This is a genomic window from Peribacillus sp. NPDC006672, from assembly GCF_050274955.1.
GTDB lineage: Bacteria > Bacillota > Bacilli > Bacillales > DSM-1321 > Peribacillus.
This window is the reverse complement of the sequence record NZ_JBNNOR010000013.1, coordinates 20,697-46,073: the sequence shown is the minus strand read 5'-3', so window position 1 is coordinate 46,073 and position 25,377 is coordinate 20,697. Positions and strand designations below refer to the sequence as shown.

The 25,377-nt window shown below is 41.1% G+C and carries 24 protein-coding genes and 1 riboswitch; of the genes, 9 read left to right on the top strand and 15 right to left on the bottom strand.

Translation table 11 applies throughout. The annotated features are described in order from the left end of the window. Window positions 1–161: 161 nt before the first annotated feature. Window positions 162–1,130 (top strand): TIGR01212 family radical SAM protein, encoded by a 969-nt coding sequence (locus tag ACQKKK_RS19570; protein ID WP_427618350.1) that lies wholly within the window; start codon window positions 162–164, stop codon window positions 1,128–1,130. Then, on the top strand, window positions 1,120–1,692 hold the full coding sequence (locus tag ACQKKK_RS19565; protein WP_427618348.1) for a class I SAM-dependent methyltransferase: 573 nt from the start codon (window positions 1,120–1,122) through the stop codon (window positions 1,690–1,692). Before ACQKKK_RS19570 ends, ACQKKK_RS19565 begins: the two co-directional genes overlap by 11 nt. A 528-nt stretch (window positions 1,693–2,220) precedes the next feature. On the opposite strand, the gene ACQKKK_RS19560 is transcribed toward ACQKKK_RS19565, so the two are convergent. Then, window positions 2,221–3,024, bottom strand: a complete 804-nt coding sequence (locus ACQKKK_RS19560) for a lysophospholipase (RefSeq protein WP_427618346.1) — start codon at window positions 3,022–3,024, stop codon at window positions 2,221–2,223. A 211-nt stretch (window positions 3,025–3,235) separates the two neighbouring features. Here ACQKKK_RS19560 and ACQKKK_RS19555 point away from each other — a divergent pair, with 211 nt between their 5' ends. Further along, entirely contained in the window at window positions 3,236–3,754 is a 519-nt protein-coding gene (locus ACQKKK_RS19555) for a gamma carbonic anhydrase family protein (RefSeq protein WP_061466260.1), read from the top strand. Between the two features lie 462 nt (window positions 3,755–4,216). Here ACQKKK_RS19555 and metK read toward each other — a convergent pair whose 3' ends face one another. Further along, a complete protein-coding gene (gene metK, locus ACQKKK_RS19550; RefSeq protein ID WP_427618344.1) occupies window positions 4,217–5,410 on the bottom strand; it encodes a methionine adenosyltransferase in 1,194 nt (397 codons plus the stop codon). Window positions 5,411–5,573: 163 nt separating this feature from the next. Then, window positions 5,574–5,737, bottom strand: a riboswitch (SAM riboswitch). A gap of 407 nt (window positions 5,738–6,144) precedes the next feature. On the opposite strand from metK, the gene pckA reads away from it, so the two are divergent. After that, on the top strand, window positions 6,145–7,734 hold the full coding sequence (gene pckA, locus ACQKKK_RS19545; protein WP_427618342.1) for a phosphoenolpyruvate carboxykinase (ATP): 1,590 nt from the start codon (window positions 6,145–6,147) through the stop codon (window positions 7,732–7,734). A 440-nt stretch (window positions 7,735–8,174) separates the two neighbouring features. Here the strand turns inward: pckA and ACQKKK_RS19540 are convergent, their stop codons facing one another. The 3 genes from ACQKKK_RS19540 to ACQKKK_RS19530 are packed head-to-tail and all read right to left on the bottom strand — an operon-like array spanning window position 8,175 to window position 12,074. Then, on the bottom strand, window positions 8,175–9,476 hold the full coding sequence (locus ACQKKK_RS19540; RefSeq protein ID WP_427618340.1) for a nucleotide sugar dehydrogenase: 1,302 nt from the start codon (window positions 9,474–9,476) through the stop codon (window positions 8,175–8,177). Window positions 9,477–9,520: 44 nt separating this feature from the next. After that, on the bottom strand, window positions 9,521–10,837 hold the full coding sequence (locus ACQKKK_RS19535) for a glycosyltransferase (RefSeq protein WP_427618338.1): 1,317 nt from the start codon (window positions 10,835–10,837) through the stop codon (window positions 9,521–9,523). Window positions 10,838–10,865: 28 nt separating this feature from the next. Next, window positions 10,866–12,074 (bottom strand): glycosyltransferase family 4 protein, encoded by a 1,209-nt coding sequence (locus tag ACQKKK_RS19530; protein ID WP_427618337.1) that lies wholly within the window; start codon window positions 12,072–12,074, stop codon window positions 10,866–10,868. Between the two features lie 191 nt (window positions 12,075–12,265). On the opposite strand from ACQKKK_RS19530, the gene wecB reads away from it, so the two are divergent. Next, window positions 12,266–13,402, top strand: coding sequence for a non-hydrolyzing UDP-N-acetylglucosamine 2-epimerase (gene wecB, locus ACQKKK_RS19525; RefSeq protein ID WP_427618335.1), 1,137 nt, complete (start codon window positions 12,266–12,268; stop codon window positions 13,400–13,402). Window positions 13,403–13,614: 212 nt separating this feature from the next. Here the strand turns inward: wecB and ACQKKK_RS19520 are convergent, their stop codons facing one another. The 3 genes from ACQKKK_RS19520 to ACQKKK_RS19510 all read right to left on the bottom strand — a co-directional run bounded on the left by ACQKKK_RS19520 (window position 13,615) and on the right by ACQKKK_RS19510 (window position 17,792). Next, window positions 13,615–15,072 carry a S8 family serine peptidase gene (locus tag ACQKKK_RS19520; RefSeq protein WP_427618333.1) on the bottom strand — a complete coding sequence of 486 codons (1,458 nt, stop codon included), beginning with the start codon at window positions 15,070–15,072 and terminating at the stop codon, window positions 13,615–13,617. A 760-nt stretch (window positions 15,073–15,832) separates the two neighbouring features. Further along, window positions 15,833–17,188: an MATE family efflux transporter gene (locus tag ACQKKK_RS19515; protein WP_427618331.1), complete on the bottom strand. Its 1,356-nt coding sequence runs from the start codon at window positions 17,186–17,188 to the stop codon at window positions 15,833–15,835. Between the two features lie 25 nt (window positions 17,189–17,213). Continuing rightward, window positions 17,214–17,792 (bottom strand): TetR/AcrR family transcriptional regulator, encoded by a 579-nt coding sequence (locus ACQKKK_RS19510; protein ID WP_427618330.1) that lies wholly within the window; start codon window positions 17,790–17,792, stop codon window positions 17,214–17,216. Between the two features lie 248 nt (window positions 17,793–18,040). On the opposite strand from ACQKKK_RS19510, the gene ACQKKK_RS19505 reads away from it, so the two are divergent. Continuing rightward, window positions 18,041–18,448: a VOC family protein gene (locus tag ACQKKK_RS19505; RefSeq protein WP_427618328.1), complete on the top strand. Its 408-nt coding sequence runs from the start codon at window positions 18,041–18,043 to the stop codon at window positions 18,446–18,448. Window positions 18,449–18,497: 49 nt separating this feature from the next. Here ACQKKK_RS19505 and ACQKKK_RS19500 read toward each other — a convergent pair whose 3' ends face one another. From ACQKKK_RS19500 to ACQKKK_RS19470, 7 genes are all read right to left on the bottom strand, one after another. Then, window positions 18,498–19,271, bottom strand: a complete 774-nt coding sequence (locus ACQKKK_RS19500; RefSeq protein WP_427618326.1) for a sulfite exporter TauE/SafE family protein — start codon at window positions 19,269–19,271, stop codon at window positions 18,498–18,500. A gap of 42 nt (window positions 19,272–19,313) precedes the next feature. After that, window positions 19,314–19,778, bottom strand: a complete 465-nt coding sequence (locus tag ACQKKK_RS19495) for a DUF523 domain-containing protein (protein WP_427618480.1) — start codon at window positions 19,776–19,778, stop codon at window positions 19,314–19,316. 358 nt (window positions 19,779–20,136) lie between these two features. Next, window positions 20,137–20,409 carry a hypothetical protein gene (locus ACQKKK_RS19490; protein ID WP_427618324.1) on the bottom strand — a complete coding sequence of 91 codons (273 nt, stop codon included), beginning with the start codon at window positions 20,407–20,409 and terminating at the stop codon, window positions 20,137–20,139. Between the two features lie 18 nt (window positions 20,410–20,427). Next, entirely contained in the window at window positions 20,428–20,829 is a 402-nt protein-coding gene (locus tag ACQKKK_RS19485) for a hypothetical protein (RefSeq protein WP_427618322.1), read from the bottom strand. A gap of 3 nt (window positions 20,830–20,832) precedes the next feature. After that, window positions 20,833–21,039 carry a helix-turn-helix transcriptional regulator gene (locus ACQKKK_RS19480; RefSeq protein WP_427618320.1) on the bottom strand — a complete coding sequence of 69 codons (207 nt, stop codon included), beginning with the start codon at window positions 21,037–21,039 and terminating at the stop codon, window positions 20,833–20,835. Window positions 21,040–21,511: 472 nt separating this feature from the next. Then, window positions 21,512–21,754 carry a DUF2584 domain-containing protein gene (locus ACQKKK_RS19475; RefSeq protein ID WP_427618318.1) on the bottom strand — a complete coding sequence of 81 codons (243 nt, stop codon included), beginning with the start codon at window positions 21,752–21,754 and terminating at the stop codon, window positions 21,512–21,514. A 50-nt stretch (window positions 21,755–21,804) separates the two neighbouring features. Continuing rightward, complete coding sequence (locus ACQKKK_RS19470) at window positions 21,805–22,593, bottom strand: alpha/beta hydrolase family protein (protein ID WP_427618317.1); 789 nt, start codon at window positions 22,591–22,593, stop codon at window positions 21,805–21,807. A gap of 180 nt (window positions 22,594–22,773) precedes the next feature. Between ACQKKK_RS19470 and ACQKKK_RS19465 the strand changes: the two genes are divergently transcribed. From ACQKKK_RS19465 to ACQKKK_RS19455, 3 genes are read left to right on the top strand one after another with little or no spacing between them, the layout of a single operon-like run. Then, complete coding sequence (locus ACQKKK_RS19465; protein ID WP_427618479.1) at window positions 22,774–23,730, top strand: ABC transporter substrate-binding protein; 957 nt, start codon at window positions 22,774–22,776, stop codon at window positions 23,728–23,730. Window positions 23,731–23,757: 27 nt separating this feature from the next. After that, a complete protein-coding gene (locus tag ACQKKK_RS19460) occupies window positions 23,758–24,528 on the top strand; it encodes an ABC transporter ATP-binding protein (RefSeq protein WP_427618315.1) in 771 nt (256 codons plus the stop codon). Next, entirely contained in the window at window positions 24,518–25,309 is a 792-nt protein-coding gene (locus ACQKKK_RS19455) for an ABC transporter permease (RefSeq protein ID WP_427618314.1), read from the top strand. Before ACQKKK_RS19460 ends, ACQKKK_RS19455 begins: the two co-directional genes overlap by 11 nt. Window positions 25,310–25,377 lie beyond the last annotated feature (68 nt).

Genomic DNA, 25,377 nt, shown 5'->3' with positions numbered 1-25,377 from the left:
CTCCCGATTGGATATAGTCATTCACTAGAGATACTAGAAAAAGCAGCTAAATGTTTAGCCTTCAAGTATACAGTATACGCTTATTTTTCAAAAAAAGACCTAGCTGCAAGAATGTTGTATAATATATGATGCGCTTTATTTTTACTTAGGAGGTTGCTGATTTGAATCAAGCAAACCCGGTTATATATGCAACGGATAACAAACGATATCATACATGGAATTACCACTTGAGAAATCATTTTGGACATAAGGTTTTTAAAGTTGCCCTTGATGGCGGTTTTGACTGTCCCAACCGTGATGGGACAGTCGCACATGGAGGCTGTACCTTTTGCAGTGCCTCAGGCTCGGGTGACTTTGCGGGCAGCAGGGTTGAAGCCCTCGACGTGCAGTTCAAGAAAATCAGCGAACGTATGCATCATAAATGGAAAGATGGTAAATATATGGCCTATTTTCAAGCGTTCACGAATACGCATGCACCCGTGGCAGAGCTTCGCGAGAAATATGAAAGTGTATTGACCCAGGAAGGTGTCGTCGGACTCTCCATTGCAACACGTCCGGATTGCCTTCCAGATGATGTAGTCGAGTATTTAGCGGAATTGAACGAACGCACTTATCTATGGGTGGAACTTGGCCTTCAAACGGTTCATGAAAAGACCGCGACGATGATCAACCGTGCGCATGACTTCGATTGCTACAAGGAAGGGGTCGATAAACTGCGCAAACACGGCATCCGCGTATGCTCCCATATCATCAATGGCCTTCCTCAGGAAGATTATGACATGATGATGGAAACAGCCCGTGAAGTCGCCAAACTCGATGTGCAGGGCATAAAGATCCATTTACTTCATCTATTAAAAGGGACTCCGATGGTCAAACAATATGAAAAAGGCCTGCTTGAATTCCTTGACCGTGACGATTATGTCAGCCTGGTATGTGATCAACTGGAAATAATCCCTCAGGAAATGATCGTTCACCGCATAACGGGTGACGGTCCGATCGATTTAATGATCGGTCCAATGTGGAGCGTCAATAAATGGGATGTCTTGAATGCCATTGATGCCGAATTGCAACGCCGCAACAGCTGGCAAGGGAAAAATCATCATACGGAGGTACAATCAGATGAAGCTTGACCGAATTTTGCCATTCGCCAGGATCCTGCTTGAAAAAGCGGTCCAGCCTGGGGATATCACCATTGATGGCACGATGGGCAACGGTTTTGATACGGTCTTCCTTGCAGGACTTACCGGTGAAAACGGACATGTCTATAGTTTTGACATTCAGAAAGAAGCACTGCAAATCACAGCGGCCAAACTGATGGCCGAGAATTTACAGGAACATTGCACCCTCATTCACGATGGGCATGAACAACTCAGCAAATACATCAAGAAAGAACATTCCGGAAAGATTACAGGTGCCATATTCAACCTAGGTTATCTTCCTGGCGGTGACAAATCAATCATCACCCAAGCAGATACGACGATATCAGCAATTGAACAGCTGTTCGAGATGCTTGCACCTGAAGGCATCATCATCCTCGTCATTTACCATGGACATCCAGGAGGATCGACGGAACGGGATGCATTGATGGATTATGTACAGGACTTCCCTCAACAAAAAGCGCATATCTTGAAATATGGCTTCATCAACCAAGCCAACAATCCGCCATTCATTGTCGCGATCGAAAAGAGATGATGACTTTTGACACCGTTCTTTCGGAACGGTGTTTTTTCAATCCCAACTCGAAGGCAGCAGAATTACCAATCATAACTTTTCGAATTTTTCGTCTATAATGATTATAATTAAGGAAAATAGATAAGAGGGATTCAAGTGAAGAGTACGGGGATTTTGTCAGATCACTTAATTCATTGACAGAAAAACAAAAAAACATGGAAGACCTCAAACAATTTGAAAATCATTTTGATAAGTTCCTGCCACAGCTCGATTTGGTGATTTCCACCCAAAACCATGAAGAAATCATGAATATGTAAGCGACGCTTTTAGATTTATTCGCTAATGACTTGAGCTTTAAATCCATCTATCTCCTATCCACCGCCTTATCCAATAAAAATAAACTTACACACTTGAGCCAATTTATGTACCCGGTTACTTTCTGGGCACCGGTCATCAAGTCGAACGAATTGCTTAAAAACGCAGGCTGATCAAAAAAACTGCCGAAGTCTAACTTCGGCAGTTTTCTATTTATCCTGAAGTATGTACTGATCAAACGACATACCCTAATATCTTTAAACGGTTTTCAACAAAACTCAGCGCATATTGAAATACATCATCACGTTCTGGTTCATTGAAGATTTCATGATAAAGCTTCGGCCATTCCTTATATTGCTTTTCACTTGCCAAGTTATAATTGAACCACTCACGAACCGCCTTCTTGTTCACGATTCGGTCATCTCCGCCCTGCATTACCAAAAGCGGCACATCCTGAAATTCGGGAATCTCTTCAAAAGCATCCTTCATAGCCTGTGCAAGCTCGCGATACCAGCGAACCGAAACCTTTGTGATATATAATGTATCGTTTCTATCGGATTCACGAATTTCCGCACTTCTCGTCGCCATTTCAGGTGTCAATCCGGAATCTACCCTGAACTGAGGCATAACGATATTCAAACCATGCGAGAGTGTTGTAAGGAACTTCCGCGGCTTCGTCACGAGGCCCAAACAAGGAGAAGAAAGAATCACCCCTGCAATGTCCCATTCCTCTTCCTGAAGAAGGCGTATCGAGATCAAACCGCCCATGCTGTGTCCAAGTAAAAAGACCGGCAGCGAATATTCGTAAGCCTCTTCTATCCAGCTTTTCACTTCGTCCAAATACTCATCAAAGGAATCGATATGTCCCCTGTAGGCGCGAGTAGTCATACCCTGCCCAGGAAGGTCGCCCATGACGACATGGTATCCAGCTGAAAGCCACATTTGTGTTACCCACTTATAACGTCCGTGATGTTCCATCGCCCCATGAATGATGACAATGACGCCTTTTGCGTCTCCTTCTGTCTCCCATTTCCACATTCGAAATCCCCCTTTCACTTTTCACTTGTTGTATACGATCTATGATAGTTAAAATAATTTATATAAATTATAACCATATTCGTGATTTTCGACAAAAAAAGAAACCTAACAAGTTGTACATTTATATTATAAATAGCCAAGTGTATTTGCATACGGTATATTAAAATAATACATAAAAACATTCACTTCGGGAAGGAAATGATTGAAAATGATTATTTATCCGTTTAAAGGTAAAGAACCTGATATCGCTGAAAGCGCTTATATTGCTGAAAACGCTGTCGTGACAGGTGATGTGAAAATTGGTGAAGAATCGTCAATTTGGTTCAATTCCGTCATACGCGGCGATGTATCCCCAACCATTATAGGGAACAAAGTCAGTATACAGGATAACAGCGTTCTGCACCAAAGCCCAAATAATCCATTGATCATCGAGGACGAAGTAACCATTGGCCATCAGGTCATATTACATAGCTGTAAAATTCGAAAAGGAGCTTTGATCGGCATGGGGTCGATTGTGCTTGATGCAGCGGAAATCGGCGAAGGGGCTTTTATAGGTGCAGGCAGTCTCGTTCCCCAAGGCAAAGTCATTCCACCGAACATGTTGGCATTCGGACGCCCAGCTAAGGTCATTCGTGAAATCAATGAAGAAGACCGTCAGGATATGGAACGTATCGTACGCGAATATGCTGAAAAAGGACAATACTACAAAACGGCAGAACGAATAAAATAAACTGAATTTAGCGGAAACTTATAGGTATACGCACCAAACTTACGAGTAAATGAGCCAAACTCACGAGTAAATGCGCCAATCTCACGAGTATATGCACCAATTTCACGAGTAAATGCACGAAACTCACGAGTAAATGCACCATCTCACAAGTATACGAGCCAAATTCACGAGTATACGCACTAAACTCACGAGTATACGCACGAAACTCACAAGTATACGAGCCAAATTCACGAGTATACGAGCCAAATTCACGAGTATACGAGCCATCTCACGAGTATATGCACCATCTCACAAGTATACGAGCCAAATTCACGAGTATACGCACCAATCTCACAAGTATACGCACTAAATTCACGAGTATACACGTTAGTGAATTTCTATATGGGATTTCGAATTATTCTCTCAAAATTAATCAATAAAAAAAGGTGTCCGCTATAAGCGGGACACCTTTTCATTTATGGATTATGCTTGTGCTTTTAATGTTTCTGCTTTATCTGTGCGTTCCCATGGAAGATCGACATCTGTACGGCCAAAGTGTCCGTATGCAGCTGTTTGTTTGTATATCGGGCGACGAAGATCAAGCATTTTGATGATACCGGCTGGACGAAGGTCGAAGTTAGCGCGAACTAGGTCAACAAGGACTTCTTCGCTAACAGTACCAGTTCCGAACGTATCAATCGAGATTGATACGGGCTCTGCCACACCAATTGCGTATGCCAATTGAACTTCCGCTTTGTCAGCAAGGCCAGCTGCTACGATGTTTTTCGCAACGTAACGAGCAGCATATGCCGCAGAACGGTCAACTTTAGTAGCATCCTTACCAGAGAATGCACCGCCGCCGTGACGAGCGTATCCGCCGTAAGTATCAACGATGATTTTACGTCCAGTAAGACCAGCATCCCCTTGAGGTCCGCCAATTACGAAACGGCCAGTCGGGTTGATAAAGTACTTAGTTTCAGCATCAATCAATTCAGCTGGAACAACTGCTTTAATCACATGTTCTTTTAAATCTGCTTGAATTTGTTCAAGCGTAATTTCTGAATCATGCTGTGTAGAGATAACGATCGTATCTACACGTACAGGACGGTTATTCTCATCATACTCCACAGTTACCTGTGTTTTACCATCAGGGCGTAAGTAAGCAAGCGTTTCATCTTTACGAACTTGAGCCAGGCGGAATGAAAGTTTATGTGCCAATGAGATCGGAAGCGGCATAAGCTCTTCAGTTTCATTACAGGCAAATCCGAACATAAGACCTTGGTCCCCTGCACCGATTGCATCGATTTCTTCCTCTGACATGTTTCCTTCACGAGCTTCCAATGCTTTATCGACGCCAGCCGCGATATCGGCAGACTGCTCATCAATTGAACTCAATACAGCACAAGTTTCAGCATCGAAACCGTATTTCGCACGTGTGTAGCCAATTCCTGCAATCGTATCACGAACGATACGCGGAATATCCACGTAAGCGGATGTTGTAATTTCTCCAGCAACAAGTACAAGACCTGTTGTTACACTTGTTTCGCAAGCAACACGTGCATTTGCATCCTTAGCAAGGATAGCATCTAAAATGGAATCTGAAATCTGATCACAAATCTTGTCCGGATGGCCCTCTGTAACAGATTCAGAAGTAAATAGACGTTTCTTTGACATCATATTTCCCCCTTGGAAGTTAGTATGTTGTAGGCATAAGCCTGATTTTTTACGGAACTCGTTTCCCTCATTAGTTTCAACTATAGACACAGAATTACTTATAAAAACACAAAAACCTTCCCTGGCAAATGAGGAAAGGTTTAAAATTCTGTCTTCTATCCTTTCACTCTTATCGTTCAAGGGTTTTTTACCTTGCTCAGGTTAGCACCATCACCACTATTCCTTGAAGAACCATCGCTTTATTTTCGGCAATCGATCTTGGAGTCAAGTTCAATATGGCAGGTTGCTGGGTTTCAAAGGGCCTGTCCCTCCACCAACTCGGGATAAGAGAATCCGTACAATTTAACATATTATCGTATCTGGTTGGAATTTGTCAATGCTTTTCAAAAGAACATTCCCCCCAGAATGGCGTTCACGTGAAAACACGTATTGGTTCAACGTCTTTAAAGGGTTACCAAGTCAGGGCGAATAGAAATGATGAAAATTGCCATTAATAATAGAACATTGAGAATAAGAATTGGAAAGGCATCATGATTTCCCATTCAAAATTATGATGCAATGAAAATCACTTCCTTGAAAGTATATGCGATCATCCTGACTCGGTTCCTTCCCATTTAAATTGATTAATGCGGCCAGTTGAAAATTATCACAAAAAAAAATAAATAGTATAGACTATTTAAATGAATGTGTTATACTAATTGTAATATAAAACTTAAACAAAGGAAGGTACCTCATATATGAATTCTGTAGATGTTTCTAATGAGTTACACCAATTATTAACAGGAAACAATGTACAAACTCAACTTTCAGTTCCTCAATTGGTTGAAAAAGTATTAAGCAGAAACGAAGGCGTTTTAACATCAACTGGCGCAGTAAAAGCTGAAACCGGCAAATATACTGGCCGTTCACCTAAAGATAAATATATCGTGGAAGAAGCATCTGTTAAAGACAAAGTAGATTGGGGTTCAGTGAACAAGCCAATTTCCGAAGATGTGTTCAATAAACTATATAATAAAGTAGTTGACTACCTAAAAGCAAAAGAAGAGATTTTTGTTTTCAAAGGTTTCGCTGGTGCAGACGAATCATCACGCCTTCCTATCCAAGTTGTTAATGAATATGCATGGCATAATCTTTTCGCCCATACTTTGTTCATCCGTCCAAACGAAGAGGAACTAAGGGGTCACGAATCAGAATTCACAATACTTTCTGCACCTAATTTCAAAGCAGATCCAGAAGTGGACGGAACTTCTTCTGAAACTTTCATCATCGTTTCATTTGAACGCCGCACCATCCTTATCGGCGGAACGGAATATGCAGGAGAAATGAAAAAATCGATCTTCTCAATCATGAACTACTTACTTCCAGAGGCTGGAATCCTTCCAATGCATTGCTCTGCTAACGTAGGACGTGAAGGGGACGTCGCTTTATTCTTCGGACTGTCCGGTACAGGTAAAACAACGTTATCCGCAGACACTAATCGTAAACTGATTGGCGATGACGAGCACGGCTGGTCTTCTAACGGTGTATTCAACATCGAAGGCGGATGCTATGCGAAAACGATCAACCTTTCACGCGAAAAAGAACCACAAATTTTCGATGCGATCCGTTTCGGTGCCGTATTGGAAAACGTAGTTGTTGATCCTGAAACACGTGAAGCAAACTACGATGATAGTTCACTAACAGAAAACACTCGTGCTGCATACCAAATGCAAGCGATCGATAACATCGTGAGCCCAAGTATCGCAGGACACCCAAATACAATCATTTTCTTAACAGCTGATGCTTCAGGCGTACTGCCTCCAATCAGCAAGCTTTCCAAGGAACAGGCAATGTTCCATTTCCTAAGTGGGTACACAAGTAAATTGGCTGGTACTGAAAGAGGAGTAACTTCACCGGAAGCTACATTTTCAACATGTTTCGGTTCACCATTCTTACCGCTTCCCGCTACACGCTATGCTGAAATGCTTGGAGATAAAATTGACGAGCACAACGCAAAGGTATACCTTGTCAACACTGGATGGACTGGCGGTGCATACGGAACTGGCAGCCGTATGAAACTTGCTTACACTCGCGCAATGGTACAAGCGGCACTTGAAGGCGAATTAGCAAATATCGAGACAGTTAAAGACGATATCTTTGGTTTGGATATTCCACTTCATGTTCCTGGTGTTCCTGACGAAGTGCTTCAGCCAATCAAGACTTGGGAAGATCCTGCTGCATATACACAAGCAGCTACAGCTCTTGCTGCCCAATTCCGTGCAAACTTTAAGAAATTCGGAAGCGTTCCAAGTGAAATCGAAGAACTTGGCGGCCCGACAGCAAAATAAATTGTACCAAAAGGACCAAGCCCTTGCTTGGTCCTTTCTTTATGACTAATCTGGAAAAACAACCACCACGATCTCACTCCTGTAAAGCCACATTAGCCTGAAGCGCCAGGCAAACCAAATCTGTCTTCACATGCCCGTATAGAAAGTCATATTTACAGAACATATATAGATTATCCAATCTATACTTTTGAATTAAAAACAGCCAAGAAGCTGTCTCCTTTGTTCCAGCTAGTGGCTATCATTCCATTTGTTTCAGAAAAGCCCGGAGAAAGGTCTCCTGAACCACTCCTCTACATCCTGTTGGCCATATGACTGCGCTGGTTCATCCTATTATTATTTCAAATGATTTATTTAACATCTATAAAGGGCGCTGACTGAGTCAACACCCTTTATATCTCTATCATATCCATTTCCGGCCTTGCAGCAGAATCGATTGGTTATTAGATAATCATTTTGTTCCTTACTTCTTTCAAATGTTCTGTTTTATATTCGAATACATTGCCTAAGTTGGCAATTTGGATGTTATGTTTATTGGCATCAATGCAATTTCGAGTATCCAAAATTATTTTCTGAGCCATCTTATTCGAAAGTTTGTCATAATCCATTTCTTTAAATTCATTATGATCGGTTAAGACAAGAATCAGGTCGGCATCCTTTACAGCATCTTCGACAGAAACGACTGGCATTTTCCCAGATTGAACATGTGGGTCATGCAAGGAAACTTCCACCTGATCCATGCTCATTAGGATATTTACAACATCAATGGCCGGGCTTTCACGGATATCATCTACATTTCCTTTGTAGGCAAGTCCAAAAACCGCTACCTTTGGTTTACGGATACCTTCAAGTAACATCCTGACACAATTGACGATATAATACGGCATCGAAACGTTCGTGTCGCGGGCTAATTTGATGATTCTAGCTGTCTCAGGAGCTTTAGCGACAATGAAATAAGGATCGACCGCGAGACAATGTCCACCTACCCCTGGTCCTGGTTGATGAATATTTACACGTGGATGCTTATTTGCCATTGAAATGACATCCAATACATTGATATCCAATTCGAAGCAAACTTTAGCCAACTCATTCGCAAGAGCAATATTCACATCACGGAAGGTATTTTCCATCAACTTGGACATTTCAGCCGTTTTCGCATCCGTACGAATGATTTCCCCTTTAACGAAAGTTTCATAGACAAGGCTTCCTTTGTAGGAGCAGGCTTCTGTGATGCCGCCGACGATTCGGTTATTATGCACCAATTCTTCAAGTATTCTCCCAGGCAAAACACGTTCCGGACAATGTACGAGAAAGATATCTTTCCCGATCGTTAGCCCTGACATCTCAATCAATGGCTTAATATGATCATCCATGCTCCTTGGTGCAATCGTCGATTCGATAATGATGACATTTCCCCTCTGAACAAAAGGAAGTATACTTGAAGTTGCTTGCATAACATAGGTAAGATCACACGATTGGTGTTGATCTTCATTGTTTGGAGTCGGGACCGCAATGATGAAAACATCCGCAGGCTCCGGATTCAAGGCTGCACGAAATCTTTTGGCATCTAGCACTTCATTTAACACTTCTTCTAGTCCAGGTTCTTCAATATGGAGCTTTCCATTATTCAATTTATTAATAACATCAGGATGGATATCCACGCCAACAACATCTACTCCATGTTTTGCGAACATTAACGAAGTTGGAAGTCCTATATAACCTAGTCCCATTGTACATAATTTCATAATAACCACTCCTCATCATATTTTCTTCTAGTATTCTAGTTTTGTTAAGCTGATTGATAGATTTGGATGAAGATTTCTTTCTCTTGTTTCCAATTGTATTTTAGGCGGGCTTTCAGACAGTTCCTGCTCATTTCCGCTCTTTTTTCTGGATGCTTTAATAAATAATTGACTCCGTCTGCAATAGAACGGGGATCATGGGAGTCGACGCACATACCAATTTCCTCAGTCTCTACTACCTTTTGAATTTCCGGAAAGCTGCAGGCAATGACAGGAACCCCGCTCATCATATATTCAAACAACTTATTGGAAGAAGCAGAATAATGATTAAAGCAGACATTATTCAGTACCTGAAAACCTAAATATGCGTTTTTCGTATAATGAAGCAAATCGTCAACAGGCACCTTCGGGATAAATTTCACCCGATGTTCGAGACCCAATGCCTCTACCTTTTTTATTAATTCAGGCTTGATCTTTCCATCTCCAATAAAAACAAGCGTTCCAGCTTCCATCATCGGCACTGCCTCAACCACTTTCTCTAACCCCCTGCCCGTTTGAATGCCGCCTTGATATAACAATATCGGCTCGTCCTCTGGCAGCTTGAGCAACTCGTGTAAATCCACGACTGTACTTTCCTCAGGCAATGTAGGGATTGGGTAGTTATGGACCACTTTCGGATATAGACCGTATAAGTCTTCATTATATTTAGCACGAGTATGATTTTCGGCAATCATTTCGTCGACAAATTTTAATAGAAACTTTTCCATTATCCCGTAAACCCGGCTATTATAACCGGTTCTGCTCGTTTGAACTTCATGAGAATCATATATGAGCTTTTTACGTCTTAGAAATTTACTGCTGATCGCTCCCTGCATTAACGTATTCAAATCATTCGAATGATAAAAGTCATATTTCTTTTTCCGGCCGAAATGAACCATTTGAAAAAAAATATAGCTTCTTGTCAAAAGATTCGGTAGTTTTGTTTTCGTAACAATTGTGGCGAGTATTGCAAGAAGCGCCATAACACCCACCAATACGACAGTACTGATCCAGCCCGTAATCAGGTTCATGTTCAACAAGGTATTCCAAACCAATAAAGTGAGAACGGTCAATTCAAACATCTTATTTTTCACTTTTTTCACAATTCTTAGTACTCTATTAAGTCTATCCCAGCGATTATTCACTCGAATGACATTAAATCCATTTTTATGTTTCTCTTTTTTTGGTAATTCTTCGTTTTTCCAGTTATGAATTGCAATTAAGTCGACTTCATAACCTTCTTCAGTAAGGGCAGTGCACTCCCTTAGAACCCGTGCATCGTTGGTAAAATGATTCCACACAAACATACATACCTTCTTCGCCATTTTTACCTCCACTTTTCCAGATATGCCGTCAGCTAGATGCTTCCATCACGTTAATGAGCCCTTGTATATTTTTTGACCATAGAAAATTTTGTTTCGCATATCGATGGCCATTTTCACCAAGCTCTTCGCGAAGAGCCTTCTCAGAGGCCATTGTTAAAATATGTTGACTGATTTCATCAACCTTTCTACTATCTGCCACAATCCCGCATTGCGCCTCTGAAATCATTTGTCTGGCACGCCCGGCGACATCACCGACAATCGGTTTCCCGACACACATATAGTCGATTATTTTTCCAGGGAGCACCTTGTTAAAGACATCCTTCTCAACTAAGCTTACATACGCGATATGGGATGAGGATACTTCTTTAAGAGTCACCCTCCGGTTCATCGCTTTGATGACCCTTATATTGGTTAACCCTTTAGAGGATATCTCGTCTTGGACCTCGGACATTCGATAGCCATATCCAATAATCGTGAACTCAATTTGTTTATGTTCTTTCAGTGTTTCAGCAACTGCTATTAACTTTTTAATATCTTGGGCAAGTCCGATATTACCCGTATAAACGACCTTGATCCTATTTTCCGAAATTGGCGGAAGCCTTTTTTTCAAGTTCAACTCGTCCGCAGTAAGCGAGTTTGGAATGAATTGGATATCATCATCTTTGACTCCTTTTGAAAGGATATAATCCCTAAATCCAGGACTATTGATGATAATTTGGTTAGAGTGTCGATATATTTTTCTTTCAAGGAAAAAAGCCATTTTCAAGATCCACTTATTCGTGAATACGCCTACCCCCTGCAATGATTCGGGCCATAAGTCTCTTACATCGGTTATTAGCTTTGCCTTCATCTTTTTCTTGGCAATCAATGCCGCCAATATCGGGAAAATAGGCGGGGTTGTGACAAACACATAGTCATATTTTTTTTCCAATCGAATGATTGTGTAAATGAAGAGCCACATCGCTTCCAAATAATGAAGCAAGCGTCTCCACATATTGCTTGTATACCTCTTCACTTTATCTGGTTGAATCCTGATGATATCTTTTTCCTCAATATCGACTTCATCCCAAAAATGGGCATCTTGATATAAACTTTGATGAGGATAACTCGGCTTCAAAGTGATGACTGTAACCTCATAGCCGCTTCGCTTCAAATTGAGATATACATTTTTCATCCTGTTTCCTGCGCTCCCAATTTCAGGATAAAAGTTTTGCACAATCATCAGGACACTTTTCATATGAGCCTATCACCTCGATTCTTTATATCGTCCTGCTTTTTATTGTAAATGGACGATATTAAGCGGGGGTTAAAGAAATATAAAGTCCCTATTAAGTTTGTAAATATTCTGTTAATTGTTGCGTTAATAAAATTTTTCTTAAGAACAACTCGTTATAATAGGGAGGAAATAAAGAAAGCGAGGAAATCATAATGCCTAAAAATCGTTTAAAGGTCATGACTGTGTTTGGGACAAGACCGGAGGCCATTAAAATGGCACCTGTCGTTTTGGAACTGAAAAAACACCAGGAAGAAATCGAAACCATCGTAGTGGTCACCGCCCAGCATCGAGATATGCTTGATCAAGTCCTGCAATGTTTCAAAATAAGACCAGACTACGATTTGAATATGATGAAAGAAAGACAAACATTAGAAGAGATCACAACTCGCGGTATTGGGGAACTGAGCGCTCTTATGAAAGAACTACAACCAGATATCGTGCTCGTTCATGGAGATACAACGACGACTTTCATCGCCAGCTTAGCCGCTTTTTATAATAAAATTCAAATTGGCCATGTTGAGGCTGGTCTTCGGACTGGTAATAAGTATTCTCCATTTCCTGAAGAAATGAATAGACAGCTGACAGGCGTCTTAGCTGATTTGCATTTTGCCCCAACAAATCAGGCAGCAGAGAATCTAATTTTGGAAAATAAAAAGAGTGATTCTATCCATATTACCGGCAATACGGCTATCGATGCTTTGAAAACCACAGTAAGGAAAGACTACGAACATCCAATTCTATCTGGTTTGAATGGAGATCGTATGTTATTGATGACAGCGCATAGACGAGAAAATATCGGTAAACCAATGGAAGAAATATTCCGTTCCGTCAAACGGCTGCTTGAGGATCAGACGGATATCCAAGTTGTTTTCCCACTTCATAAAAATCCAGTCGTCCGTGAAATTGCTTACCGGATTTTTGGTGAAACGGAAAGACTTCACTTAATAGAGCCGCTTGAGGTGCTTGATTTTCATAATTTTGCAGCGCACGCCCATCTAATACTGACAGATTCGGGAGGCGTGCAAGAAGAAGCCCCTTCACTTGGCGTTCCTGTCCTTGTGTTACGCGATACGACAGAACGGCCAGAAGGAATTGAGGCTGGCACCCTTTTATTAGCAGGCATTGAGGAAGAACGAATTTATCAATTAGCAACAGACTTACTTACAAATGAAGAAACCTATAAAAAAATGGCGACAGCTTCCAACCCCTATGGGGACGGGTTTGCCTCGAAGCGGATTGTTGAAGTCCTATTAAAACATTGTGAAATTAAATCCCCCCTTCCATTATGAAAATAGTTCATGAAAGTGAGATAACTGAAAACGCCTGCCACTTTAGCGGCAGGCGTTTTCTCATTAAGTTAGATTTTGAAACGGCTCATTTCCACTTTCAGGTTCTAAAGCCAATGTCGGCAGTGCTTGTGCACCCTCCGGAATCTGTTCAGCCGCTGCATGCTGTTCTTCAGTTGCAGTACTTGTATTTGCCCGTTCTGCAGAAGTAACCGCTATTTCTTTATATTTTCTAAAGCTCTATAAGCATTTGCTTCTCCTGAACCAAATAAAGCATCTTGTCCTTTCTTTCCATAGTCAAGAGATGTTTGCTTAATACGTGCTGTTACTTGGGCGGGTTTATAGTCCGGATGAGCTGCCTTAATAACTCCTGCAATTCCAGCTACTTGAGGAGCTGCCATAGAAGTACCAGCATTAAACTCATATGAAGTACCTAAATAGGTTGGCCAAGTACTTAGGATTAAGTTACTTGGATCAGCCGCCGCAGGATCATTGGTTTCCGCAAATTTAGGCCCATAATCTCCTCCAGGAGCTGCCACGTCAATAGCACTGTTTCCATAATTAGAGTAGAAAGCAAGCTGCTGAGTTGACCATTTTGTGGAGGCAGACACATTAATAACTCCTGGCATTTGTGCTGGCACTACAGTTGCAGGCCCTTTCACACTCATTCCATATGGTTCATACATTTTATTTAAATATTCGTTTACTTCCTTCTTGTCATCTAAATTTAAACTTTCATTACCACTGCCGGCTACTACAGTTACTCCATTCTTTACTGCATATTGAATTGCTCTCTTCCAAAGTAACGTTTCAGCGACTGATTTATAACTTTCTCCCTCAATTGTCATTTTGGTATTATTATAGAATCGAAGAGACATATTAATAACATCTACCTTGTCATTTGTCGCTGCAATAATTCCATCTATAATCCAAGCTGGTAATCCAAGGGCTTGCTCTGAGTAAAGTACGCGATAGGATCGGATTCCTAAATCTGGTCCTACACCGTTTACTTTACCATTTGCTCCAATGATCCCGGCAACCTGTGTACCGTGCCCATTGCGATCTTTTATATCAGTAGGATCACCTGTTTCAGATTCATCCATTCCAGCAGGAACAAGATTACGTCCACCTATTATATTATTCTTTAAGTCAGGATGAGACTCATCAATTCCAGTATCAACCACTCCCACCACTGCTTTATGAGTAATACTACCGTCTTTATTTTTATATCCGCCTGTTTCTAAATCATATGATTTCCCGTCGTTGGTCACCCTTTGAATATCCCATTGGGAGTCCCAATAACTCTCCGAATTTTGCTGGCTGATGATACTAGACTTATAGTTATAAGGGCTGACTGTTGTTTTGTCTATGGTTAGTGGAATTTCTCTGTTAGCAGCTTCTATTGAAGAATTACCTTTTAGGTTTTTAAGAAAAGAAGGCTCGTCAGATTGAGCTTCTATTCCTCCAACTTCGGGAAGAACTTTAGTTACTTTACCACCAGCTTTCCGTATTACCTCTTGATAATTCTCTGGTAATCCACTTTTAAAAGCTATTGCGTATGTGTCATTCATCTCCTGATTTTGACTCTTAGCTTGGGTAGGAACACCACCAACGGACAATATCCCTGCTCCTACTACAATCGAAAGTGCCGTATGTAGAATTTTCTTTTTCATATGTCTCCTCCTATATATGGAAAATATTAACCATTTACTATCTTAATATACAACAACCTAAATTCCAAGTTTTCCTAATAAATCTCATATTCTTGAAAATATTTTTTAATAAATAAAGGCTGTTTTCGCATACTTTGTTGCTATTTTACCAAGTAGTGCCGTGTGGTTGATTTCCCCTCCAGATGCTCGCTTTCCGCGGGGCGGGCGGTGAGCCTCCTCGGCGTAAACGCCTGTGGGGTCTCACCTGTCCCGCTGCTCCCGCAGGAGTCTCGCACTTCCGCTCCAATCAACCTTAAATAGTTTCGTTTTAAAAACAACAATCTTTACGAAAAGAGCCTAAATAAAAGAGCAGCGTCCCGTGATAAAGCTCGGAATACTCCTCTCATTATTATTTATGATGAACGCAATATGTATCGTCATTAGTTCCAACGTTAAAAACATAAATATATTAAATGGAATGACAAAAATAGCTTCTGTACGCAACTCCCCAAAGTGAGTAAGTCGAAATTGAATTTGATTTACCCTGTTCCATTTTGATAAAAGTTCATCACTTCTTAAGGTGTTGCAAATAATTGACTTCCTAATGGATTCCCCAGCACACTTAATTAAAGAAGATCCTGGCCAAGATCGACTCAATCATTTTACCTGCTGATATTTTAATTCCAATCCAACACCAAACATGATAGCTAATAGTCCAAGCAAAAAAGACCACCAAATTGGTGATCTTTTAGGAATTTCTAATTTTCAGCTTATCCTTTAATTAACCGGACATTTTTCCAAAGTTTGAACCTATGCTTTTTAAATAAAGTAAGACGGTTAAGAATATGACCACCTCAGATAATGGAATGGCCAGCCATGCAGCATTCGTCCCGAATATAAGCGGCAATGTTAGCAGGAATATAAGCATGAAAATAAATTCGCGCCCAATCGTGATCCAGGCTGCCATTTTCACTTGCCCTATGGATTGGAAATAGGTCATCATGACAAAGTTGACCCCCATTAGGATATAGCCGCTAAAGAATATCCTAATCCCACTTGTTGCAAGTTCTTTAACATCACTTGAAAAATCACCAAATAAATTCACGATTGGAGAGGCCGCAACCTGTCCCAGGAGGGTAATGGATATTCCCGCACCCATTGCCGTGAAAATGGCAATGCGGACCGTTTCCCGCTTCCTCTTTTCATCTTTTGCACCATGATAATAACTTACAAGCGGCTGGATTGCCGATCCTATGCCGAGAAACATCAACAGCATGACACTATGGGCATAATTTACAATCGAAAATGCAGCTAATCCATCGGTGCCTGCAAGGCGGGAGAACACATTATTATGAGCGATAGTAAAGACGGATACACCTATTTCCGCTAAGAAACTAGGAAAACCGATCATCATCGTTATCATGAAAAGTGACCTATCAAAACGGAACTTGACGAGACGAAGCGTATTCTTCTTTGTGAAGAAATGCAGGCTGAGAACCACTATCCCCAACGCGGCTGCAATGATCGTCCCATATGCTGTCTCACGCACCCCTAATTCAAGTACGTAAAGGATAATGAAATTCAAAACGAAATTCGAAATGGCTGTAACGATAAGGGAGGCCATGGCCAAATTCGGATTGCCATTGTTCCTGACGAATATGCTTAAAGTGTTTTCCAACGTGAAAACAAAGCCCAGCATCAAGAATACATTCATGTAGTCCGTTGCAAAGGGAGCGGTTGCCTCATTGGCTCCTAGTGCATAAACAAGCTGATGGTGAAAAGCGTAGGCAATCAGACCAATGATTACGGTGAATATTGTGATTAAAATGATTGAATGGGTGAAAATAAAGCGTGCACGATCATATTGCTTTGCCCCCATGCTTTGTGAATAAAGCGTTGCCCCGCCGACTCCAATCCAAATCGACATCGCTACAAAGATTGTATAAATCGGCCCTGCAATATTAACTCCTGCAAGGGCAACAGATCCAAGTTTATTGCCGACCATCACGCCATCGACAACAAAGTTCAATGCCATCAATACCATTCCGATCATAGAAGGGATCAAATAGCGAAGAAAGACCTTTCCCGTCGACTCCATCTCCAATAGATTTTGTTGTTGTTTTTCTCTTAATGACATGTATACCATCTCCTGCTATTTTACATTACCTTGAAATCCCTCTCCAAAAGATGGACCATGACGCCCCAAGTTTTTCTGCAACCCGCTCTGGATTATCGGCGTAAACCAATTCAACCATAATGGCCACGATGATACCTGAATACGCCAATGTCAGGGTCCGCGCATCCCCTGTATTTAAAGCCCCCTCTGATATCCATGTTTGGAATATCACTTCCATTAAGGCTTCCTGTTGAACCTGGAGATCATCAGTCTCCTTCTGAACTTCATTGTATAGATGTGTTGGCGGAAAGAATCCCATGCGAAGCCAGAACTTTAAACTCTCCACCTCTTGGAACATCTTGATCATTTCTTCCAAGAATCCGTATAGCGTCTTTTCCGGATCGCTTTTGCGCATGATATTGAAATACTCTACATAAAGCGAAAGCTCCATTTCCTTGGCGTCCTTAAGGACAGATAAAAACAGATCGTCCTTCCCTTTAAAATGAGAATAAATGGATTGTTTCCTTATTCCGACTTCTTCTGCAATTTGGGAAAGTGAAGTCCCCTCATAACCATGAATCGTAAAATATTTAAGTGCCGCTTTTTTTATTTCATCGCTTTTCATAATAACGTTCACCTTTCATTGCCGAATATTCTTTTTTGTATTTCTGATAAATCTATCATAACCTAACGAACGGTCGTCAGGCAAGTTATTCATTCTGGGAATTTGAGGTTTACCTCCAATTGAGATAAAGATTGGTCCGTTCTATAAAGAAGGTTTCCTCATCCATGCTGCTACATTATTCCCTAGTATAAAAAGGATTATCAGGTCTACCTGTCGAAATGATTGTCATAATAAAAAGGAGGATTCAAATGAAAAATCAGGTTACCCCCTATTTAATATTCGACAGAAAAGCAAAGGAAGCATTAGCATTTTATGCAGAGGTATTCCACGCAGAGATTACCGACCTGCAAACTTACGGGGAAGCTGATTTCCCGACACCTGAAGAAGCGAATGACCTTGTTTTGCATGCTAAAATCAAAAAAGGCGATTTGTTGATCATGGTATCTGATACGTTTCCGGGAAATCCCCTTGAAGTCGGAAATAATGTATCGCTGGTCCTCGATTGTGAAAGCGAATCGGAAATCCAGCATTTATACGCTGCCATGTGTGAAAAAGGATCATCCTTAATGGAGCTGCAAGATACCTTTTGGGGAGCTAAGTATGGTAAGGTCAAGGATCAATTTGGCGTCCAATGGGACTTGAATTTCACAAAATGAATGTAAAAATGGCCGAAGATACGATTAGTATCTTCGGCCATCTTTTATATCATCCAAACACATGAAAATAATTCAAGATATTTTTTCCAATCAGTAAAATCGTGACGCAAATGAATAATAAACGCACATAAGAAGCACCTTTCTTAATTGCAAAATTCGTTCCGACTAAGGCTCCTGCAACCATCGCAAGCCCCATCGGAATTCCATAGGCAAAATTGACGGTCCCCATTGATAAGAAAATGATAAGTGCGGCTATATTGCTTCCAAAGTTCAATATTCTTGCATTCCCAGCTGCCTGGACAAAATCAAACCCTATAATCAAAAATGAAAATAACAAAAAGGAACCTGTGCCTGGTCCAAGAAAACCATCATAAAAGCCAATGGCAAATATAATGACAATCAAAAGAATCATTTTCTTCCTTTTCAATCCTTTATACTTTGCATCTTTACCCCAATCCTTTTTTACCACCGTGTAAATCGCAACAATGACCAATAGGATCAAAATGAGAGGCTTTAGGATCTCTGCGGAAACGAAATGGACAACATATGCTCCTATTGCCGCTCCAATCACAGTAATCGGAAACAGCTTGATGACGAATTTAAAATTGACTTTTCCAGCCCGAATGAATGAAATCGTACTCGTTAAAGATCCCATTGTACCCGCAAGCTTATTGGTGGCAAGTGCCGCTGAAGGCGAAATCCCCGTGAACAATAAAGCCGGAATCGAAATTAACCCGCCTCCGCCTACAACGGAATCAATGAATGCGGCAATAAAACCGGCCAGTATTAAAAATAGCAAAGTATAGAGGTTGATATCCTCCATATATTCCCCTTCTTTCATAAGCACTCACTAAAACGCCATTACTCATTTTTCAACCAGATGATCGAATAACCTTTCCTCTGAAGTCACCGTAAACCCATGCCGTTTAAGCAAAGCCGCGGTCACTCCATTCCCGGCCTTCTTCTTCCCCTTGAAATCACCATTATAAATCGTCGCACTTCCACAGGATGGACTATTTTCTTTTAATACGACTAGCGTCGCTCCGACTTCCTGGGCTTTCAATAATGTAAGATTGGCTCCTTTTATGTACAATTCCGTTACATCCCGGCCAGACTTTTCGATTATTTTCGCTTTTCCATCAAGGACATCCTCACCTTCACCGCCAATTATCTCAGCAGGTTCCCTAGGTGTCGAAAAACCTCCAAGCAACTCAGGGCAAACCGATATAGCCTTATTCTCCCTCATTAATTCCAGAATCCTATCATCCAGGCTGTGTGTACCGTTGTATCTCACCTCAAGACCTGCTAAACAAGAACTCACCAAAATCATCAAATCACCCCAACTCATGCTTTTTACACCATTTTACCATTTTTTAGCGTCATTCATTTCGAATATTGACTATCAACCAGAACTTTGCGGTGAAGAAAGATGAAGTCGATGGTCGATTTATTGGGTGTGAAGGTCGATTTATTTGCGTGTAAATTGTAAGTTTACACGACCTTTCTCAATTAATTTTTTTGCTAAAGAAAGCATTGTCTCTTTCTCTACCTCATTGCAACTATTGCTTCTAATACCGTTTCTATCATTTGTGTTTCATTCGTCATATTAATTCCCCCTAATTTTTACTCATTACACTTTTATAGGTGGAATTAATTTAGAAATACTAAAGAATATATTGTTTTATTATTTAAACTCCTAGTATAAGAGTAGCAATAACGTTATATAAGATAGGGAAAATAAATAAAACTATATTAAAAATTATCCCAACCAATGCGATCTTATCCCGATTCATTCTATATCCTACAAACCCTAATACAGCACCTATTGGACATAGCACAAACGGCATGATGATGGGCAATCCTTGAATTTTTAAAGATACAATATCGAATAGAAAGTTAATAATAAATATAGTCAATACAGTTGGAATAAGAATAGATATAAGTCCTAAGATTTTTTTCATAACAATTTCCTCCTTAACTCAATCAAAAAATAATAAATACGTTTTAGTTCCAAAATATACTACCGTCCCCAACAAACCCAATATAGCCATTGCATTTATCGGGTTTAAAAAATTGTCTAGAACACTGTAAGCTGAGAAAAAGACAAACAAGGCCCCGATTGTAACGGTAAATGCGTAAAAACCCGCCTGGTAATTATGTCTTTGAGCTCTTTCATCAAATGCTTCTTTCTCTTGTACCCATTTATTGGCCTTTAGAATTCCAACACCTTCTGTTATTGTAAAAATAACCCATAGTAAAGCTGTTATTGGTAGTATCCAATGAAGCAAATTAGTATCTGTAGATTTCCATATTTCAAAGGTTGTAACCATTAACAACACAGAAACAGCCACTTTTAATAAAAAACTTTCTAAATAATTCATTTTTTATTCCTCCACAACGAATAAGTCTTCAACCATACAACCAAAGGTTTTAGCTAATTTAAGAGCCAAACCAACAGATGGGTCATATTTCTTCTTCTCAAGTGAAATAATTGTCAGCCGAGTCACCCCAACCAATTCTGCAAGTTGATTCTGCGTTATACCTAAATTGGTTCGGTATTCCTTAACCTTGTTTTCGGTTTTATTCTTCATCTCAATCTACCCACCTCGATGTATAGTAAAGTATACTTTATAATGTATACTTTACTATACATATTTGGAAAGTAAATACAATCAATAACAAAAAAAGCAACGCTCGAAAGGGCATTGCTTTTTAAAATTGCTAGTACCATATTATTTTAATGGGTTACACGGTTGTTTTTTGAACCATTCAGAACCACCTGCACAGTGGTTTAAGACAAGTCTGAAGTTTTTTATCACAAGAACAAGCAAAGTAACCACTGTCACCATAACAGCCATCGTGTGCTTTGCAGCATTTGTCTACCACATTGAACCAATTACCGTAAATACACGGTAGTTGTTTAATAACATCTTCTTTGTTATCAGCGACTATTAATGCATAGGTCGAATTTTTGGCGTGGAGGTCGATAAGGCTGAATTCCGCCATCCAAATCAACAAAAAAAGCGCTTGCAGCGAAATTTATTCTCTGCAAGCGCTTATCTATTAGTTAGTTGAGTTCAATGATAGTAATTGGTACGTAATGATGGTTTTTCCACTGGTCCATTCAACTTTTTGGATAACGGCTGTTCCGCTTGAATCAGATTGAATCGTTTTGCGGACATCGATTGGAATATCGATAGGGTATAACCGGTAACCTTCTTTCGACAGCCGAAAAATATTCTCTTCTTTACGGATTTCGTTCCCTTTTGTAACGATCATGGTATTGAGTTCCATAGGCATGCCCATGTGCATTTCCTCCTCTTGCAAATATACTTAGAATATAATTCATTCTATCATCATTCGGTTTTATTTTTCATCCAAGATGTTAAATCTTCGACAACTTTTCTGTTAACGGCCGGCGGGAAGTAATGTGTGAATTGAGGGAAATACCAGCTTTCGACCTCTTTGTTATGCATTTTCAACCTTTTCTCCAACCGGTACGCGTGTTCAATGGCGACATTGTCATCTTTTTCACCATGAATGATCAGAACGGGTACATTCAAATCTTCAATTGCAAACAGTGGTGTACGGTATTCATATTGATCGGGGCATTTTTTAGGTGTTCCGCCGATGACCCGCTTCATCATCCGACGCATATCCACACGCTCGACGTATGTTAAAAACATATCCGATACGCCACCCCATGTGACGATTGATGCTGCATTCCTGCAGTATATCCCAGTCCAAAGCGCCATGATGCCGCCACGGGAAAATCCGAGGATATGAATGTGATCCTTATTTACTCGGGGGTGCTGTTCAAGAAGATTGAATCCTGATATCGCGTCGAACCTATCTTCGCCTCCAAAATCTTCATCTCCCTCTCCGCCTTGATTTCCGCGGTAAAAAGGGGCAAAAACGATGAAACCTTCTACGGCATATTGTACAATCCTTGCTGGCCTCACCTTGCCGACATTTTTAATCCCCCCGCGTAAATATAAGAACGCATCATGAATTTCGCCATCAACCGGTTCAGCTAGTAACCCCTTTACTTTCAGGCCTTGTGAAATGTATGTAACTGAATAAAGATGGATTTGTGGATGCGGTGATGGAAACCGCCTTTTTGAAATAATCGTTCCGTTTTCCAATTTCCACTCTCCTTTCTCTTTAATCTTATTGTAAAACATCCGCTTGTTTTTATCCTCTGAGAGGCATTCACATTTTTTTCTTCCATTCATACGATAATGTAGGCAAAATACCTATTTATCAAGGAGGAAGGATTTTTGAAAAAATGGTGTAAAGCAGGTGTCGTATTTATACTTCTGTGCATGCTTGTGATCCCGCTCGGAGCATGTGGCAACAAGGACAAGGAAACAACGAAGGTCAGGGTGGCCGAAGTAACTCGCTCCCTTTTCTATACACCGCAATATGTAGCGATCGAAAAGGGATTTTTTAAAGATGAGGGCCTAAGCATTGATTTGAAAACAACGGCAGGCGGCGACAAGACGATGACCGCTCTTCTGTCCGATGGGGCGGATATTGCTCTCGTTGGCTCTGAAACATCGATTTACGTTCAGGCACAAGGTTCAAAGGACCCCGTTATCAACTTCGCTCAATTAACACAGACTGATGGAACGTTTCTTGTTTCACGTGAAAAAATTGATAACTTCAGTTGGGATATGCTGAAAAACTCTACATTCCTAGGCCAGCGAAAAGGTGGGATGCCGCAAATGGCCGGCGAGTTCGTATTGAAAAAAAATAACATAGACCCGAAAAAAGATTTGAACCTCATACAGAATATTGATTTTGCGAATGTCGCAACTGCGTTCGCTTCCGGAACCGGCGATTTTGTTCAACTGTTCGAACCAACGGCAAGTGTGTTTGAAAAAGAAGGAAAAGGCTATATCGTTGCTTCTTTCGGTTCCGAATCCGGGCATCTTCCCTATACGGTTTATATGGCTAAGGAAAGTTATTTGAAAGAAGACAAAGAGACGGTCAAGAAATTCACGAAAGCATTGAAGAAAGCACAGGATTGGGTTCAGGAAAATGACGCTGCTGAAATCGCCAAAGTCATTCAGCCGTATTTTGAAGATACCAATCTCGAGACCATGGAAACAGTTATCAACCGCTACAAAGAACAAGGTTCATTTGCCACTGATCCCATTCTTGATAAAGAGGAATGGAACAATCTGCAAAACATCATGGATGAAGCAGGCGAGCTGCCTTCACGTATAAGACATGATGAGCTGGTCAATACCGATTTTGCTGAAGAAGTCACAAAATAACATAACTAAAGGTAAGGAGGATGTCCGATGAGCTTTTTAAAAATCCAAGACATTCACCATACTTATTTTTCAAATCAGACGGCAGCGACCGCACTCGCGGACATTTCCCTCGACATTGAAAAAGGTGAATTCGTCTCTTTTCTAGGTCCGAGCGGCTGCGGAAAGAGTACCTTGCTTTCCATCATCGCTGGGCTATTTTCGCCTACTTCGGGAAAGATCCTGCTCGAAAACAAACCGCTGGAGGCCAACAGTGACCTTTCAATCGGCTATATGCTGCAGCAGGATTATCTATTTCCATGGAAGACGATAGAAGAAAATGTATTATTAGGATTGAAACTGATTAAAAAGGATGAAGGCCTTGAGAGAATAAAGACGCTGAAACTATTAAGTGACGTTGGATTGGGAGGCACCGGAAAATTATATCCGCGCGAACTCTCAGGCGGAATGAGGCAAAGGGCTGCACTGGCAAGGACCCTAGCGGTCGACCCAAAAATCCTTTTGCTTGATGAACCCTTCTCGGCCCTTGATTACCAAACGAAGTTGAAGTTGGAAGACCTTGTTTTTGAAACCCTGAAATCTTTCGGAAAGACAGCCGTGCTCGTCACCCATGATATCGGTGAAGCCATCGCAATGAGTGACCGCATTTATCTGTTTTCCGCGAACCCGGGAAGCGTGCACAAAACATTCGAGGTACCCGATGAACTGTGTGAACTGACGCCTTTCCATGCACGCAACCATCCACAGTATCCATTGCTATTCCAAACGATCTGGAAGGAGCTTGAGAGCCTTGAATATTGAAAAGCTTCATAACCAATATAAAACCAAATTAAAAAAGGAAAACAGGCTCATTCGCTTTTATCAGATCCTGATTTTCATCGTTTTTTTCAGCAGTTGGGAACTTTTTTCCCGGATGGGATGGGTAGATCCGCTCATCTTCAGCTCCCCAACCAAAGTGTGGCATCTTTTCATACAAAAATTGGGTGATGGAACACTGCTTTCCCATTCCGGAGTGACGCTATTCGAGACCGTTCTCGGCTTTATCATAGGGACACTGCTTGGAACCGTCCTGGCATCCCTGCTTTGGTGGTCGCCAAGACTATCAAAAACGCTTGACCCCTATCTCGTCATTTTAAATGCCATGCCGAAAGTGGCACTCGGCCCCATCATCATCGTAGCATTCGGCCCTGGCTTTCCATCCATCATCTCGATGGGGGCGATCATCTCCATCATCATCACCACCATCGTTGTCTACACCGCATTTCGCGAAGTGGACCCGAACTATCTGAAGGTACTCCAAACTTTTGGAGCCACAAGAACACAAGCATTTCGGGAAGCCATATTACCCGCCTCCTTCCCAACGATCATATCGACATTGAAAGTGAATGTCGGACTCTCCTGGGTCGGCGTCATCGTCGGGGAATTCCTCGTTTCGGCGAAAGGACTCGGCTACCTAATCATTTATGGCTTTCAAGTCTTCAACTTCACCCTCGTCATGCTAGCATTGATGATCATCGCCATCTTTGCCACCATCATGTATCAACTTGTCGAACTGCTTGAACGAAAATTAATCAAAGACTAACCTACTGCCGAAAAACCTCGGCAGTTTTTCATTCATGCTGGAATAACCTCTTGAACTTTGGTGTTTTA